This window comes from Rhodoferax ferrireducens (genome assembly GCF_031458075.1).
GTDB lineage: Bacteria > Pseudomonadota > Gammaproteobacteria > Burkholderiales > Burkholderiaceae_C > Rhodoferax_B > Rhodoferax_B ferrireducens_A.
Window position 1 is genome coordinate 991895 of record NZ_JAVDXT010000001.1, and the last position, 15541, is coordinate 1007435.

At 62.2% G+C, this 15541-nt stretch carries 17 protein-coding genes; 5 read left to right on the forward strand and 12 right to left on the reverse strand.

What is annotated here, in order from left to right; all coding sequences use genetic code 11:
• Positions 1-49 precede the first annotated feature (49 nt).
• Genes J2X19_RS04670 through J2X19_RS04685 form a run of 4 tightly spaced genes read right to left on the reverse strand, consistent with a single transcriptional unit; the run spans position 50 to position 3235 of the window.
• Positions 50-538, reverse strand: coding sequence for a dihydrofolate reductase (locus tag J2X19_RS04670; RefSeq protein ID WP_310371085.1), 489 nt, complete (start codon positions 536-538; stop codon positions 50-52).
• On the reverse strand, positions 535-1344 hold the full coding sequence (locus J2X19_RS04675; protein WP_092758953.1) for a thymidylate synthase: 810 nt from the start codon (positions 1342-1344) through the stop codon (positions 535-537). The genes J2X19_RS04670 and J2X19_RS04675 overlap by 4 nt, the downstream gene beginning before the upstream one ends.
• A 46-nt stretch (positions 1345-1390) precedes the next feature.
• Entirely contained in the window at positions 1391-2818 is a 1428-nt protein-coding gene (locus tag J2X19_RS04680; protein ID WP_310371088.1) for an FAD-binding oxidoreductase, read from the reverse strand.
• A 15-nt stretch (positions 2819-2833) separates the two neighbouring features.
• A complete protein-coding gene (locus tag J2X19_RS04685) occupies positions 2834-3235 on the reverse strand; it encodes a DUF2069 domain-containing protein (RefSeq protein ID WP_310371090.1) in 402 nt (133 codons plus the stop codon).
• 21 nt (positions 3236-3256) lie between these two features.
• Between J2X19_RS04685 and J2X19_RS04690 the strand changes: the two genes are divergently transcribed.
• Positions 3257-4504 carry a YihY family inner membrane protein gene (locus J2X19_RS04690; protein WP_310371091.1) on the forward strand — a complete coding sequence of 416 codons (1248 nt, stop codon included), beginning with the start codon at positions 3257-3259 and terminating at the stop codon, positions 4502-4504.
• A 5-nt stretch (positions 4505-4509) separates the two neighbouring features.
• On the opposite strand, the gene J2X19_RS04695 is transcribed toward J2X19_RS04690, so the two are convergent.
• The 3 genes from J2X19_RS04695 to J2X19_RS04705 all read right to left on the reverse strand — a co-directional run bounded on the left by J2X19_RS04695 (position 4510) and on the right by J2X19_RS04705 (position 6751).
• Complete coding sequence (locus J2X19_RS04695; RefSeq protein WP_310371093.1) at positions 4510-5469, reverse strand: sensor domain-containing diguanylate cyclase; 960 nt, start codon at positions 5467-5469, stop codon at positions 4510-4512.
• Positions 5470-5601: 132 nt separating this feature from the next.
• A complete protein-coding gene (locus J2X19_RS04700) occupies positions 5602-6075 on the reverse strand; it encodes a RidA family protein (protein WP_310371095.1) in 474 nt (157 codons plus the stop codon).
• Between the two features lie 13 nt (positions 6076-6088).
• Positions 6089-6751, reverse strand: a complete 663-nt coding sequence (locus J2X19_RS04705) for a phosphatase PAP2 family protein (RefSeq protein WP_310371097.1) — start codon at positions 6749-6751, stop codon at positions 6089-6091.
• A 159-nt stretch (positions 6752-6910) separates the two neighbouring features.
• Here J2X19_RS04705 and J2X19_RS04710 point away from each other — a divergent pair, with 159 nt between their 5' ends.
• Positions 6911-7366 (forward strand): CBS domain-containing protein, encoded by a 456-nt coding sequence (locus tag J2X19_RS04710; RefSeq protein WP_116604539.1) that lies wholly within the window; start codon positions 6911-6913, stop codon positions 7364-7366.
• A gap of 198 nt (positions 7367-7564) precedes the next feature.
• On the opposite strand, the gene J2X19_RS04715 is transcribed toward J2X19_RS04710, so the two are convergent.
• A complete protein-coding gene (locus J2X19_RS04715; RefSeq protein ID WP_310371100.1) occupies positions 7565-8776 on the reverse strand; it encodes a polyhydroxyalkanoate depolymerase in 1212 nt (403 codons plus the stop codon).
• A 143-nt stretch (positions 8777-8919) separates the two neighbouring features.
• Here J2X19_RS04715 and J2X19_RS04720 point away from each other — a divergent pair, with 143 nt between their 5' ends.
• Positions 8920-9576, forward strand: a complete 657-nt coding sequence (locus J2X19_RS04720; RefSeq protein ID WP_116604537.1) for a glutathione S-transferase — start codon at positions 8920-8922, stop codon at positions 9574-9576.
• A gap of 32 nt (positions 9577-9608) precedes the next feature.
• Here the strand turns inward: J2X19_RS04720 and J2X19_RS04725 are convergent, their stop codons facing one another.
• Positions 9609-10031 (reverse strand): cupin domain-containing protein, encoded by a 423-nt coding sequence (locus tag J2X19_RS04725; protein WP_116604536.1) that lies wholly within the window; start codon positions 10029-10031, stop codon positions 9609-9611.
• A gap of 93 nt (positions 10032-10124) precedes the next feature.
• On the opposite strand from J2X19_RS04725, the gene aroC reads away from it, so the two are divergent.
• Both aroC and J2X19_RS04735 read left to right on the forward strand, forming a co-directional pair.
• Entirely contained in the window at positions 10125-11222 is a 1098-nt protein-coding gene (gene aroC / locus J2X19_RS04730) for a chorismate synthase (RefSeq protein ID WP_310371104.1), read from the forward strand.
• Positions 11222-12424: an MFS transporter gene (locus tag J2X19_RS04735; RefSeq protein ID WP_310371107.1), complete on the forward strand. Its 1203-nt coding sequence runs from the start codon at positions 11222-11224 to the stop codon at positions 12422-12424. The genes aroC and J2X19_RS04735 overlap by 1 nt, the downstream gene beginning before the upstream one ends.
• Here the strand turns inward: J2X19_RS04735 and J2X19_RS04740 are convergent.
• From J2X19_RS04740 to gmd, 3 genes are read right to left on the reverse strand one after another with little or no spacing between them, the layout of a single operon-like run.
• Positions 12404-13393 carry a glycosyltransferase family 2 protein gene (locus tag J2X19_RS04740; protein ID WP_310371109.1) on the reverse strand — a complete coding sequence of 330 codons (990 nt, stop codon included), beginning with the start codon at positions 13391-13393 and terminating at the stop codon, positions 12404-12406. The two genes, J2X19_RS04735 and J2X19_RS04740, sit on opposite strands and share 21 nt — an antisense overlap.
• Positions 13394-13412: 19 nt before the next feature.
• On the reverse strand, positions 13413-14372 hold the full coding sequence (locus J2X19_RS04745; protein ID WP_310371111.1) for a GDP-L-fucose synthase family protein: 960 nt from the start codon (positions 14370-14372) through the stop codon (positions 13413-13415).
• Between the two features lie 12 nt (positions 14373-14384).
• Positions 14385-15485, reverse strand: coding sequence for a GDP-mannose 4,6-dehydratase (gene gmd, locus J2X19_RS04750; RefSeq protein WP_369821609.1), 1101 nt, complete (start codon positions 15483-15485; stop codon positions 14385-14387).
• Positions 15486-15541 lie beyond the last annotated feature (56 nt).

The following is a 15541-nucleotide window of genomic DNA, read 5'->3' on the forward strand; positions in this document are numbered from 1 at the left end:
CCTCTGGCGCTTATGGAATAAGCGGGAGGTGCTATCAAAAGCCTAGTATTCAGGCGGCGCGCTGCAGGCGCACAAAGCTGAACGGCAAGCCCGTGCTGCTGGTGTGCGCCTCGCGGTCCGTCTCGGCCCATTCAGGGCCGAAGTTCGGCGCGAACGCATCGCCATCAAACGCCTGGCCGATCTCGGTGACCACCGCGGATTGCGCCAACGGCAAGGCCTGCGCATAGATCTCAGCGCCGCCTATCACCCAGGCATCGGTATCGGCCGGACACAGTGCTGCAGCTTCCGCAATCGAGCCGGCCCGCAACGCGCCCTCGGCCTGCCAATCGGCTTGCCGCGTCACCACGATGTTCACGCGTCCCGGCAGCGGCCGAAAGCGCGCCGGCAGCGAATCCCAGGTCTTGCGGCCCATGATCACCGGGCAGCCGAGCGTGGTGCGCTTGAAGTGCGCCATGTCCTCCGGCAGATGCCAGGGCAGGGCGCCGTTCACGCCGATCACGCCATTGGCGGCACGCGCAAAAATCAGGTTCAGCTTCATACCGCCACCGGTGCCTTGATGGCCGGGTGGCATTGGTAATCGAGCACCTCAAAATCCTCAAACTCGTAGCTGAAGATGTCGGCCGGCTTGCGCTTGATGTGCAGGGTCGGGTAGGGGTAGGGCGCGCGGCTGAGTTGCTCGTTCACCTGGTCCACATGGTTGCTGTAGATGTGGCAGTCGCCACCGGTCCAGATGAAGTCGCCCACCGCCAGGTCGCACTGCTGCGCCACCATGTGTGTGAGCAGCGCATAGCTGGCGATGTTGAAGGGCACACCCAAAAAGATATCGGCGCTGCGCTGGTACAGCTGGCAGCTGAGCTTGCCGTCGGCTACATAGAACTGGAAGAACGCATGGCAGGGCATCAGTGCCATCTGGTCCAGCTCGGCCACGTTCCAGGCGCTGACGATGATGCGCCGGCTGTCGGGGTTGGTCTTCAGGGTCTGTATCACCTGGGCGATCTGGTCGATGTGGCCGCCATCGGGCGTCGGCCAGCTGCGCCATTGCACGCCGTACACCGGGCCCAGGCTGCCGTCGGGCCGCGCCCATTCGTCCCAGATGCTGACGCCGCGTTCCTTCAGCCAGTTGTTGTCGCTGCTGCCCTGCAGAAACCACAGCAGTTCCTGGATGATGGAGCGCAGGTGCACCTTCTTGGTGGTGACCAGCGGAAAGCCTTCGTTCAGGTCAAAGCGCATCTGGTGGCCGAACACGCTGCGCGTGCCGGTGCCGGTGCGGTCGGTCTTGGCGGTGCCGGTGGTGTGCACCAGGCGCATGAAATCTTCGTACTGGGAGCGGATGGGGCGGGTCATGTCGGGGTCAGATCAAAAAAAGAGCTGCAGTCGCAGCCCCGCGATTTTAGAACCCCGCGTTCCCCACCTGCACGACTCGGCCCGGATTCATCAGGTTTTGCGGGTCCAGCGCCTGCTTGATGCCGCGCATCATCTCCAGCGCCACCGGGGATTTGTAGTGTTCGAGGTGGCCGACCTTCAGGCTGCCTACGCCGTGCTCGGCCGAGATCGAACCGCCATGCGCTATCACCGCATCGAACACCAGGGTATTGACGCGCTCCTCCTGCGCACGCAGGAACTGGGCTGGGTCACCCTCGGCCGGGGCCTGCACGTTGTAGTGCAGATTGCCGTCGCCCAGGTGGCCGAAATTGACCAGGCGCACGCCGGGGATGTTGGCTTGCAGCAGCGCATCGGTGCTGCGCACGAACTCGGGGATGCGGGACACCGGGATGGAGATGTCGTGCTTGATGTTCAGCCCTTCCTCGGCCTGGGCCAGGGAGATGCTTTCGCGCACATGCCATAGCGCATGGGCCTGGGCCAGGTTTTCGGCCACCACGGCATCGGTCACGCAGCCTTGCTCCAGCGCCAGTTCCAGCAGGCTCTCGAACTGGGTGCGCGCATGGGTTTCGGATTCGTTGTCCGAGTTCTCCAGCAGCACGCACCAGGGCGTGTCTTGGTACAGCGGCACGCGTTGCTGCGGGTAGTGCTTGGCCACCAGGCTCAGGGCGAACTGGCCCATCACCTCGAAGCCGGTCAGGCCCGCGCCCAGGTGCTGGTGCGCCAGGCCCAGCAGGGTAACCGCGTCTTCCAGGCTGGGTACGGCGGCCCAGGCGGTGAGCTGGGCGGCGGGCTGGGGGTACAGCTTCATGGTGGCGGCGGTGATGATGCCCAGCGTGCCTTCGCTGCCGACGAACAGGTTGCGCAGGTCGTAGCCGGTGTTGTCCTTGCGCAGGCCGCTCAGGCCGCTCCAGATCTCGCCGTGGGCGGTGACCACCTCCAGCCCCAGACACAGTTCGCGCGCATTGCCGTAGCGCAGCACCTGGGTGCCGCCGGCATTGGTGGACAGGTTGCCGCCTATGGTGCAGCTGCCTTCAGCGCCCAGGCTCAGCGGGAACAGGAAGCCGGCGTTGGCCGCGGTTTCCTGCAGGCTTTGCAGGATGCAGCCGGCTTCTACCGTCATGGTCAGGTTGGCCGCGTCCACCGCGCGCACCGCATGCATGCGCTGCAGGCTCAGCACGATCTGCGTGCCCGAGTCGTCCGGCGTGCTACCGACCACCAGGCCGGTGTTGCCGCCCTGGGGCACGATGCTGACGCCGGTGACTGCGCAGGCCTTGACCACGGCCGCTACTTCGGCGGTGTTGCCGGGGCGCACCACGGCCAGCGATTTGCCGCGGCTGCGCTTGCGCCAGTCGTGTTCATAGGCGCTGAGGTCGCCGTCGGTCAGTACATGTTGGGCGCCGATCAGCTGGCGCAGGTTGTCGAGCAGGGCTTGCATGGTGGTGTCTCCCAGTTAAATCGCCGCAGCGGCTGCCGCGGCTTTGGCGTGCTTGAAGCGCAGCCGCACATGCAGCGCGCAGGCGGCGAACAAGACCACGCACAGCAGGGCCTCGGCCAGCGCGTACCAGCGGCTGGGTGCGGCATCGCTGTAGGCGCGGACCACGCCTTCGGTGAAATAGAGCCAGACCATCAGGCTGACCCAGCGGTAGGTGTACATGCGGTTCTTCAGCAGGCCGACCAGGGGAATGCACAATGGCAGCGCCTTCAGCGCCAGGATCACGCTGCCCGGGCGCAGCGGCGCCAGCACCAGCTCCCAGGCCAGGCTCAGGCCGATCAGACCCAGCAGGCTGCCGACGGCCAGGGTGCGGGTCCAGGACACAGAGTTTTCGTTCGCGGTATTTTTAAGGGGGTGCATAGCGATGGCATCATAGCGGCCATGCCTTTGTCCCTTTTTGCTTTGTCCCAGCGCTTCGACCTGTTCCTGAAAGACCTGTCCCGCTTCCCCTGGAAAACCACCGCCCACACGCTGCGCGAGCGCTTTCGCGAGGACCACCTGGGCCTGACAGCCAGCAGCTTGACGTTCACCACCTCGCTGGCCCTGGTGCCGTTCTTTACCGTGGCGCTGGCCATCTTTACCGCGTTCCCGATGTTTGCCAAGGTGCAGGTGGTGCTGCAGAAGTGGCTGGTGCAAAGCCTGATCCCTGAGAGCATTGCCCGCCAGGTGCAGGGCTACCTCACGCAGTTTGCCAGCCAGGCCAGCAAGCTGGGCTCGGTGGGCCTGGCCATCGTGCTGTTCACCGCGTTGGCGCTGATACTGACCATAGACCACACGCTGAACGCCATCTGGCGCGTGCGCCGGGCCCGGCCGCTGGGCCAGCGGGTGCTGATTTACTGGGCTGCCATCACCCTGGGGCCGTTGCTGCTGGGCGCCAGCCTGGCACTGACCTCGTACCTGGTGTCCAGCTCGCAGGGCGTGGTGGACAGCCTGCCCGGTGGCGTGCGCCTGCTGTTCAGCCTGCTGCAGATGGCCTTGCTGGCCACTGGCATGGCCGCGCTGTACCGCTATGTGCCGAATACCCGGGTCAAATGGTCGCATGCCTGGGCTGGCGGTGTGTTTGTGGCGCTGGGCATCGAAGCCGCCAAGCGCTTGCTGACCGCCTATCTGGCGATGGTGCCTACCTATTCCATGGTCTACGGCGCGTTTGCCACCTTGCCGATTCTGCTGGTCTGGATCTACCTGGCCTGGGTGGTGGTGCTGCTGGGAGCGGTGATTGCCGCCTACATGCCCAGCTTGCTGCAAGGCGTGGCCCGGCGCGCCACCACCCACGGCTGGCCGTTCCTGCTGGCCATCGAGGTGCTGCAGCAACTGCACCGGGCGCGGGCCGCGGGCGACAAGGGCCTGAGCATGCCGCAGCTGGAGCTAGCGGTGCAGGTCGACACACTGCAGCTGGAGCCGGTGCTCAACGTGCTGGCGGCGATGGACTGGGTGGGGCGGCTGGAAGAGCTGGAACCGCTGGACGGCTCGGCCACCGTCCGCGAGCCGCGCTGGCTGCTGCTGGTCGACCCCGACCGCACCTTGCTGCTGCCCCTGGTCGAACAGCTGCTGCTGACCCCGGCCCCGGCGCTGGAAAATTTATGGAAAAACAACGACCGGCGCAGCATGTACCTGTGCGATGTGCTATGAAATAACTAGCGCGTCCGGGGTCCGGGTGGCGTGGGTGCGGCGGGGCTGCGCGGGGCGCTTTCCACCCGATCCCGGCCGTTCTGCTTGGCCTGGTAGAGCAGTTTGTCGACGCTGTCGATAAACGCCGCGATGTCCGCATCCGGCGCCGGCACGGTGGTGGCCACGCCCAGGCTGCAGGTCAGGATAGGCTGCTGGGGAGAGCCGGCGTGCGGAATCTGCAGCTGGCTGACCATGGTGCGGCAGCGCTCGGCGAGCTTCAGGGCCGAGGCTTCATTGGTTTCGGGCAGCACCAGGATGAATTCCTCGCCGCCGTAGCGGCCCACGAAGTCGCGCGCGCGGGTGGCCGCGGCCGCCAGGGTCTGGGCTACCTGTTTCAAGGTGTCGTCGCCCTTCAGGTGGCCGTAGTGGTCGTTGTACTGCTTGAAGTAGTCGATATCCAGCATGACTACCGACAGCGGCTGCTGGTTGCGCCGGGCGTTGGTCCACTCGATGTCGATGATGGAGTCGAACAGGCGCCGGTTTGCAATGCCGGTCAGGCCGTCCTTGAAGGACAGCTCTTCCAGCTCTTTTTGCAGGGTGATCAGCTCTTCTTCGGTCTTCTTGCGTTCGCTGATGTCGAACATGAAGCCCACCAGGGCCTCGACCTCGCCGTCCTTGCGCACCACGTGTACCACGTCGCGTATCCACACATAGCCGCCGTCCTTGGTCAGCGCGCGGTAGTCGGCCTCGTGGTCGACCCCGGCCTGCGACTGGCTGACGCAGTAGTTGAAGGTTTCATCCCGGTCCTCGGGGTGCATGCGCTCGGCCCAGTCCTGGGCGCTGACCCAGCTCTCGGGCGACCAGCCGAGCAGCTGCTCGATCTGCGGGCCGATGTAGGCGAACTTCAGGGTCTTCCAGTCGATCTTCCAGGGGATGGCCTTGGTGGATTCGAGCAGGGTTTTGTAAACGGTGGGGTCAATGTCCATGGCGGTCAGCTTAGCGTGCGCGCATGAAGCTGCAATGAATGGGGGAAGGGGCTGTTTGCTGGTGAGATATTTGCAAGAAAGTGCCTGTAGCGTAATCTATACATGCGCCAGAAGCTATGAAAAATATAGCTATCAGCGTGCGCAGGCCACCATGTCCAGCTCCACCGTGGCGTTCTTGGGCAGCTGCAGCACGCCCACCGAGGTGCGGGTGTGGGCGCCGCTAGGGCCCAGCACCTGGTACAGGATTTCGGAGGCGCCGTCGGCCACCTCGCTGTGCTGGGTGAAGTCGGCGCTGCATTGCACATAGACGGTGATGCGCAGCACGGCCGCTACCTGGTCCAGGCTGCCCAGGGCGCGCTGCAGCAGCGCCAGGGCCCGCATCGCGCACACCTTTGCCGCGTGCTGGGCCTGGGCCAGGTCCACATCGGCGCCGGCCCGGCCGGTGACCACCACGGTGCTGTCGACCCGCGGGATTTGCCCGCTGATGTAGACGTCGCGGCCATTGCGCAGCAGCGGCACATAGTTGCCACCGATCTTGATTTCACCGTCGAAGGAGTAGCCGAGAGCGGTGGCCGCGTGTTGGAAGCGTTGGTCAGCGGTGGTCATGGTGGGGCTAAATTTAGGAGGCGGGCAGGGTGCTGCTGTGCAGATCGGCGCGGCGGAAGGGGCGCTCGTGGTCGGCCAGTTCCAGCGCCAGCCGGGTCACCATGTCGTGCGAGCGCGAGGGCGCGGCCTGCAGCGGCATCACGCTCAGCCAGCCGGCCAGCCCCAGCAGGGCCCAGCGCAGGCGCAGCAGCGGCGGGCGCGCAGGCACCGCACCCATGTGGGCGATGGCCCAGGCGCTGGCGGCCGCACCCAGGGCGAAGCCGGCAATTACCTCGGACCAGGAATGCACCTGGATCTCGATCCGGCTCCAGGCGATCAGCGCGGCAAACGCATAGCCGCCCAGCATGACCAGGCGCTGGGTGCGGCGGGACTGCGTCCACTGCGCGGCCAAGGTATAGGCCAGCACCGGATAGACCCCGGCCGCAAACATCGAGTGGCCGGAGAAACCGGTGAAGTCCAGCGCCGCAATCCCCAGGCCCCAGCCGATGAAGGCGATCTTGGACAGCGAGGTGATGAAGATGGCTACGCCGAACGGCAGCAGCCAGGCCAGCACCGGCCGCAGCCTGCGCGCCGACAGCAGCATCCACAGGCAGAGGGCGGTCGCAATCGGCAGCACGATGCCCATCTCGCCAAAACGGGTGATCCAGTACGGGGCTTTGGCGATGAAATAGTCCATTCGCGGATTTTATTGCAGCGCAACATGGCCCAGATGGGGTGCCCAAAGCGGTAACAGCTTGTTTCAATGCCGGTGGCAGGCATTTGTTGCCATAGAACAGGCTTTTGTGGGCTATATTGCAACGACATCCATCCCCTACCGTGTTACGAGGAGAAACCCATGAAAGTTAGCGACATCCTGCGTGTGAAAGGCAGCACGCTCTATACCGCCAATCCCGACGAGCTTCTCTCTAGCGCGGTTGCCTTGATGGCAGAGAAGGACATAGGTTCCCTGGTGGTGATGTTCCACGGCGATCTGGTCGGCATGCTGACCTTTCGCGAGGTGATCCAGCTGGTGGTGAAGAATGGCGGCGCCCTGGGCTCGACCCTGGTGCGTACCGCCATGGACGACCACCCCCTGACCTGCACCCCCGAAACCGAGCTCGACGAAGTGCGCCGCATGATGCTGGAGCGCCACGCCCGCTACATGCCGGTGATGAACCAGAAGATGCTGATGGGGGTGATCAGCTTCTACGATGTGGCCAAGGCCGTGGTGGACAGCCAGAACTTCGAGAACAAGATGCTCAAGGCCTACATCCGCGACTGGCCCGCGGGCGATGAAGACAAAGAAGGCTGATTTCCCATCAGCGCATAAAAAAAGCCCGGCTGGTACAGCTGGGCTTTTTTGTTTTTGGATGTCAACTACGCATCTTGCCCCATCCAACTGGACCATTCACCTTTCAGAGATGCCGTGGAACCGGCTTTGCCGGGCCACTGGCATCGCCCCCAGCAAGGGGGTTGGCGGAAAGTGCGTAGCACTGGAGCCTGGGGGTGATCAAATTTGGTTGGCGTAAATCATGTCGCGTACCCGCGGGTAGATCTGCTGGTTCCACTTCTTGCCGCTGAACACGCCGTAGTGGCCCACGCCAGTCTGGATGTGGTGGGTGCGCATGCTGGGCCGTACGCTGCTGGCCAGGTCTTGTGCGGCCATGGTCTGGCCGACCGAGCAGATGTCGTCGCGCTCGCCCTCTACCGTCATCAGTGCGGTGCGGCGGATGGCGGCGGGCTTGACGATGCGGTCCTTGTAGCTGAGCACGCCGCGCGGCAGGTCGTAGGTCTGGAACACCTTGGCCACGGTTTCCAGGTAGAACTCGGCCGGCAGGTCGTTCACCGCCAGGTATTCGTCGTAGAAGTTGCGGATCTTGTCGGCTTGGTCGATATCGCCTTCCAGCAGATATTTGTACATGTCCTTGAACTGCTGCTTGTGCCGCTCGGGGTTCATGCTCAGGAAGGCGCTGAGCTGGATGAAGCCCGGGTAGACCCGGCGCATAAAGCCCTTGTGCGGCAGCGGCACGTGGCTGATCAGGTTTTTCTCGAACCATTCGATTGGCTTGCTGATGGCCAGGGTGTTGACGGCCGTGGGGTTGACGCGGCAATCGACCGGGCCGGCCATCAGCGTCAGGCTGCGCGGCTGGCTGGGGTGGTTGTCCTCGGCCATGATGGCGGTGGCCGCCAGCGCCGCCACGCAGGGCTGGCAGACGGCGACGACATGGCTGCCGGGGCCGATTTCCTCAATAAATCGGATCATGTGCTCGGCGTAGTCGTCCAGCGTAAACGCGCCGTGGGTCAGGGCGACATCCCGGGCGTTATGCCAGTCGGTGATGTAGACATCGTGGTCTTGCAGCAGGGTGCGCAGGGTTTCGCGCAGCAAGGTCGCAAAGTGGCCCGACAAGGGCGCGACCAGCAGCACCGGCGGCTGGTCGGCGACGCCGGGCTTTTTGAAGTGCAGCAGAGTGCCAAAAGGCATGCTGAGGGCGGCTTCCTCGACCACTTCGACCTCTTTGTCCCCCACCTTCACCGAAGCAATGCCGTAGCTGGGCCGGGTATGGGTGAGTCGCAGGCGTGAAAACACGTCGCAGGCCGCTGCGATACGCCGCACCGGGCTGCGGTCGGTGTCCTTGAACCACAGGTTGGCGCTGAGGCTTTGGGCCATCAGGCGAAAAGGCGACATCAAGTCGGATTGGAGTTGATAGGCCTGGTAAAGCATGGGGAAGGTTCCTGGCTCGAAGCGAGATACATCACTGCAGGCAAGTTACGGGCCATCCATCCCCATTTGTGTGGAAGCGGATGAAACCAGCGCCGGCTTTGGCACAGCCCTTGCTCAACAGGCTCACCACACAAGGAGCATCCATGCGCAAAGCAGAGTTGACGATCAGCAGCAAAAACTATGGTGCCTGGGCTTTGCGTGGTTGGTTGGCAGCCAAGTTGGCGGGGCTGGAGTTCACCGAGAAAGTGGTCTCCCCGGACGATCCGGCCATGAAGGCCGAGATGATGCTGCTGTCGTCGTCGATGCTGGTGCCGTCTTTGCAGCACAACAAGATCAAGGTGTGGGACACCTTGGCGATTGGCGAATACCTGAACGAAATCAAGCCCAAGGCGGGCCTGCTGCCGGCCGACCAGGCGGCCCGGGCCCATTGCCGGGCGATCTGCGGTGAGATGCATTCGGGCTTTTCGTCCTTACGCACGGCCTTGCCGATGAACATCAAGGCGCATTTCGCCGACTTCAAAATCTGGTCGCGGGCCCAGAGCGATATCGATCGGATTGTGGAAATCTGGAAGGAATGCCTGGCCAACTACGGTGGTCCGTATCTGTTTGGCCAGCAGGTGGGCCTGGCCGACGCCATGTATGCGCCGGTGGTGACCCGCTTTTTGACTTACAACGTGGCGCTGGATCCGGTGTGTGCCGCCTACTGCCAGCGCATCATGGAGCTGCCCGCCATGCAGGAGTGGGTCGCCGAGGCTCTGAAGGAGCCCGACGATATCGACGAACTGGACGCCGAGTTTTGAAGGGCAGGGGACTCAGCATCCCCTGCAAGTGCTCAGTTCCAGGGCGTTGGCTCCGGGATGTCGCATACCGGCTCCACGTCGATCGATTTGAAGTCCGCCGGCGACACGATTTCCAGGTATTCCATGTCGGGCGAGTAGTCGAACAGGTAGTGGCGTATGCCAGGGCGCTGGTGTACGCAGTCTCCCGCCTGCACCAGGGTTTCCTTGTCTTCGTACATGAAGCGGGCCCAGCCCTTGAGCATGATCACGATTTGAAATTCCGCTTCATGCCGGTGCCAGCCCGTGCCCTTTTCTGGCGCCATATTGGCTTTAACAAGGTGCGCAATCACCTTTCCGTGCGTGGCCTCGGCAATACCCAGATCGCGGTACAGAAAGAAGTCGCGCAAACCGCCGCTGACATACTGCGTGTCCTCTGGCTTGACGTGGGAGAACTCGGTCGTGGTTGCTTGCAGCATAGGCCTCTCCTTGAAAAAAGTGCGTAAACACCGGCAGTGTGTAGAGCCGCATAAGCATGAACTGTTCCTGCCGCGTGGGGGATAATTCAGGCTATGAGCGGCAATACCTTCGGAACCTTATTCGCAGTCACCAACTTTGGTGAATCCCACGGCCCGGCCATTGGCTGCGTGATTGACGGCTGCCCCCCGGGCATGGCCTTGTGTGAGGCCGACATCCAGGCTGACCTGGACCGCCGCCGCCCCGGCACCAGCCGCCACGTGACCCAGCGCAACGAGCCCGATACGGTCGAGATACTGAGCGGCGTGTACGAGGGTAAAACCACCGGCACCCCGATTGCCCTGCTGATCCGCAATGCCGACCAGCGCAGCAAGGACTACAGCGCCATCGCGCAGAGCTTCCGGCCTGGCCATGCCGACTACACCTACTGGCACAAGTTCGGCATCCGCGACCCGCGGGGCGGTGGCCGTTCGTCGGCCCGCCTGACCGCGCCCACGGTGGCCGCCGGCGCCGTCGCCAAGAAGTGGCTGGCCGAGAAATACGGTGTGTCTTTCCGCGGCTGCATGACCCAGGTGGGGGATCTGCCCATTCCGTTCGAGAGCTGGGAGCATGTGCCGAACAACCCTTTCTACGCGCCGGTCGCCGATGTATCGGCGTTGGAAGACTACATGGATGCCTTGCGCAAAGCCGGTGACTCCTGCGGCGCGCGTATCCGGGTCACGGCCAGCGGCGTGCCGGTCGGTCTGGGCGAGCCCTTGTACGACAAGCTGGATGCCGACATCGCCTTTGCCATGATGGGCCTGAATGCCGTCAAGGGCGTGGAGATCGGTGCGGGTTTTGCCAGCGTGGCCCAGCGCGGCAGCATGCATGGCGACTCGTTGTCACCAGAAGGCTTCAAGTCCAACAACGCCGGTGGCGTGCTTGGTGGCATCAGCACCGGCCAGGACCTGGAAGTTTCCATTGCGATCAAGCCCACCAGTTCCATCATCACGCCGCGCGAGTCCATCGACACGCAAGGCCAGCCGGTCGATGTGGTCACCAAGGGCCGCCATGACCCCTGCGTAGGCATCCGTGCCACGCCGATCGTGGAGGCGCTGCTGGCCCTGGTGGTGATGGAGCATGCCCTGCGCCAGCGCGCCCAGAACGCTGACGTGGTGCAGCCGGTAGCACCCATCGCTGCTTCGGCGATCTGATGCCCGCGGCGGCCAGTGCGCAGGCGGTTAGCCGCCGCCAGCTGGCCCCGTTTGCACTGTTTTCGGCCTGCTATTTCGCCCACGTAGGTTTCTTTACCTCTTACCTGCCGCTGTGGCTGAAGAGCCAGGGCATGGGTTTGTTGGCGATTTCGGTGCTGACATCGGTGCAAGCCACGACGCGCCTGTTTGCGCCGTATGCCTGGGGTGCCTTGAGCGACCACACGGGTGAGCGGGTGGCTTTGCTGCGCTACTGCGCGGTGGCCGCCTTGGTGGCATCGCTGGGGTTGGCGCTGGGCTGGGGCTATGCCTGGCTGGGGGCGGTGCTGTTGCTGATTTACACGCATACCAGTTCGATGACACCGCTGAGCGAGGCCGCCCTGGCCGAACTGGTCAGCCGGGACGGCGGATTCAACGCCCGTCGCTATGGCCGTGTGCGGTTGTGGGGATCGGTCGGTTTCATGCTGTCGGTGCTGCTGTTCGGCATGTGGTTCGACCGCTTCGGCATGCAAAGCTTTCCGATGCTGACTTGGGGGACTTTGCTGATGCTGGCGACCAGCACTGCCTGGATGCCGAATACCAAAGACGCCGTGCACACCCGCCAGCCGCGGCCGCCAGTGTGGCCCATCTTGCGTGAACGGCCGGTGCAGTGGCTGTTTGTCAGCTGCTTTTTCCAGGTGCTGTCGCATACCGGTATCAATGTGTTTTTTTCGCTGTACCTGGATTCTCTGGGTTACAGCAAAACCACTATTGGTTTGCTATGGGCTGTATCGGTGGTGGCCGAGGTCGCTTGGTTTTTCACCCAAAGCCGCTGGCTGTCGCGCTTCAGCCTACCGGCTTGGCTGATGCTCAGCGCCGCGGCGATGGCCATCCGCATGCTGCTGACCGCCAGCAGTGCCAGTGTTCTGTGGGTGCTGGTGCTGGCCCAGACCCTGCATGCCTTGACCTTTGCCGCACACCACGGCGTGTGCATCAGCCTGCTGTCGCACCACTTCCCTGGCCGGTTGCGTGGAAGAGGACAGGCGCTGTACACCGTGCTCGGCTACGGTTGCCCGGGTGTGCTGGGGGCTCTTGCCGGCGGATATTTAAGCTCAAAGTATGGCCTGGCGCTTGTTTACTGGGCGTCACTAGCTATGAGTTTGATAGCTATTGGGTGTGCGTACCGGGTGTGGCGCTTGCAGGGCTCACCCGCCGCCAGACTCTAGCAAGTCACGCGCTACGCAATGCAGGCCGCGGCCAAACTGGTTGTAGCGGCCGGTGACAAGCTCACCCACTACCGGTAGCCAGCGGGCCATACGGCGCTGCGGTAACGAGGCCCGAAAACGCTGGTGTGCCAGTTTCTTCCGCACTTTCTCGATGGTTTCGGGCGGTACCGCATCGCCGAACTGCAGCAAGCGGTCTAGCAGCACCTCGACCCTGACGGCACGGGCCGCCAGCGTATGGTCGCGCGTGGACAGCGCTTTCTGCATCTTCGCAAGTAGGGTTTCTCGGCGAGCCCCGACTTGGTTGGCCGCATGCTGGCGGTAGTCAATCAGCCGGTCTTCCAGCACATCGACTCGGCCCACCGCAGCTGCGACCATAGCCAGCCATTCGTCGTGCAGCCACTCGGGCGGGAAGGGTAGTGCGTACTGCAGCAGCGAGCGGCGAAATACCGTGGTAGCTCCAGTCACCACGTTGCGGCGCAGCAAGGTATCGATGGCGCGCCCGCCGTGTATCCATGCCAGTTCAAAAGGCTGAACTTCTATGGCATCAAACAATGACTCGGACAGATCCGCCCCTTGGGCGTCGATCAGCCGCGCATTGCTGTGCAGCAGCAGCAGGTCAGGGCGGCGCTCAAATTCAGCCACCATGCGCTCCAGCCGGTCTGGGTGCCAGGCGTCGTCCTGGTCACACAAGGCAATTAGATCGCCGGTACAAGCCGACACCGCCTGCTCAAAGTTCTTGACGACCTTGAGGGGTGGGTTGTTGCGCAATATCTGTAGCTGCAAGTCCGATTGGGATTGCAGCTCTGCAATGGCTGCCTGGGCGATTTCGACGCAGTGATCGCTGGATGCATCGTCCGATACCACAATCTGCGCTGGCAAAACGCTTTGCTGGCCAATGCTGTTGACCTGGTCGAGGATGAAACGCGCGCCGTTGTGGGTGCACAAGGCAACAGAAACAGAGGGCTTCACATCCGAACCGCCACGTCGTTTACGCCTGGCTGCACAAATAGCTGTCGTAGGCCTTTTGGATGCCAGTACGCAAATCGATCGTGGGCGTCCATCCCAAATTACGGACTTTGGATACATCCATGATTTTCCGCATCGTGCCGTCAGGCTTGCTGGTGTCCTGTACGAACTCGCCGGTGTAACCCACCACTTCTGCAATGGTTTCGGCCAGCGCGCGGATGCTCAGGTCTTCGCCAGAACCCACGTTGATGAGAGGGCACAGCGAAGGATGGGTGAGCGCGTTGTATCGCGCAGCGTCCAGGCTCGCGAGGAATACTAGCGCCTTGGCCAGATCGTCCACGTACAGGAATTCGCGTTTGGGCGTACCGCTGCCCCAGAGTACGACTTCCTTGAGACCATCCTGCTTGGCATCGTGCATCTTGCGGATTAACGCGGGCAGGACATGTGAGTTGTTCAGGTCGTAGTTGTCGCCAGGGCCATACAGATTGGTGGGCATGGCCGCCAACCATTTTGTACCGTACTGGCGGTTGTACGACCAGCACATCTCAATACCGGCAATTTTGGCCAGGGCGTAAGGGCGATTGGTTGCTTCCAGTACACCGGTCAGCAAATATTCTTCCTTGATTGGCTGAGGGCAATCGCGCGGGTAAATGCAGGAGCTACCCAGGAAGATCAGTCGATCCACTTTGCTGGCATGTGCCGCACGGAAGATGTTGGCTTCAATGAGCAGGTTGCTCATCAAGAAATCAACTGGATAGGTATTGTTGGCGTGGATTCCGCCGACTTTTGCCGCAGCCAGGAAGACCACCTCCGGGTGTTCTTGCTCAAAGAAATGTTGCGTGGCGGCAGCGTCTTCCAGATCAAGTTCGGCGTGGGTGCGGGTTACAAGGTTGGAGTAGCCCTGTTCTTGCAACGCACGCAATATGGCACCACCGGCCAAACCACGATGACCTGCAATATAAATCTTGCTAGTTTTATCCATGGCAGGCTTGCTTCACTCGTGGTAATCGTATGTTGTGAAGCCGTGCTTTTTGACCAGTTCGTCGCGTTGTGCACTCTTGAGGTCGGAGCGCACCATTTCCGAGACCAACTCCTGGAAGCTGATTTGCGGTGTCCAGCCGAGCTTCTGTCTTGCCTTGGTGGCATCGCCTAACAGCGTTTCGACTTCGGTGGGGCGGAAGTAGCGAGGGTCTACTTGAACAATGCATTTTCCTGTGGATGCATCGTAGCCCTTTTCGTCCACCCCCTGGCCCTCCCAGCGCATCTGGATACCGAGTTCCAAGGCTGCAGCATTGACGAAGTCACGCACGCTGTACTGCACGCCTGTGGCGATGACGAAGTCTTCAGGCTTATCCTGCTGCAGCATCAACCATTGCATCTCAACATAGTCTTTGGCATGGCCCCAGTCGCGCAGAGAGTCCATATTGCCCAGATACAGGCAGTCCTGCAGATCAAGCTTGATGCGCGCCAGGGCGCGGGTGATCTTGCGCGTCACGAAGGTCTCGCCACGGATTGGACTTTCGTGGTTGAACAAAATACCGTTACAGGCGTAAATGCCGTAGGCCTCGCGGTAATTCACGGTGATCCAGAACGCATACATTTTGGCAACTGCATACGGGCTGCGTGGGTAGAACGGTGTGGTTTCCTTTTGAGGAGTTTCCTGCACCAGGCCATACAGCTCGGAAGTGGAGGCTTGGTAAAAGCGGGTCTTCTTTTCCAGGCCCAGGATACGGATGGCTTCCAGAATACGCAGGGTGCCGATACCGTCTGCATTGGCCGTGTACTCAGGGGTTTCGAACGACACTGCAACATGGCTCATCGCCGCCAAGTTATATATCTCGTCAGGTTGCACCTGCTGGATGATGCGGATTAAGTTGGTGGAGTCCGTCAGGTCACCGTAATGCAACTTGAACTTTGCGTTGTCAACATGTGGATCCTGGTAGAGGTTGTCAATACGATCTGTATTGAACAGCGAGGAACGGCGCTTTACGCCGTGCACGATGTACCCTTTTTTCAGTAACAATTCGGCCAAGTAAGCGCCATCTTGGCCTGTGACGCCGGTAATCAGTGCAACTTTTGGGTGGTTCAATTTAATTTCCTGGTAATCAATTTTTAAAGTACGGCAACGGCCGGGAGGGCGGCTAAATTTAG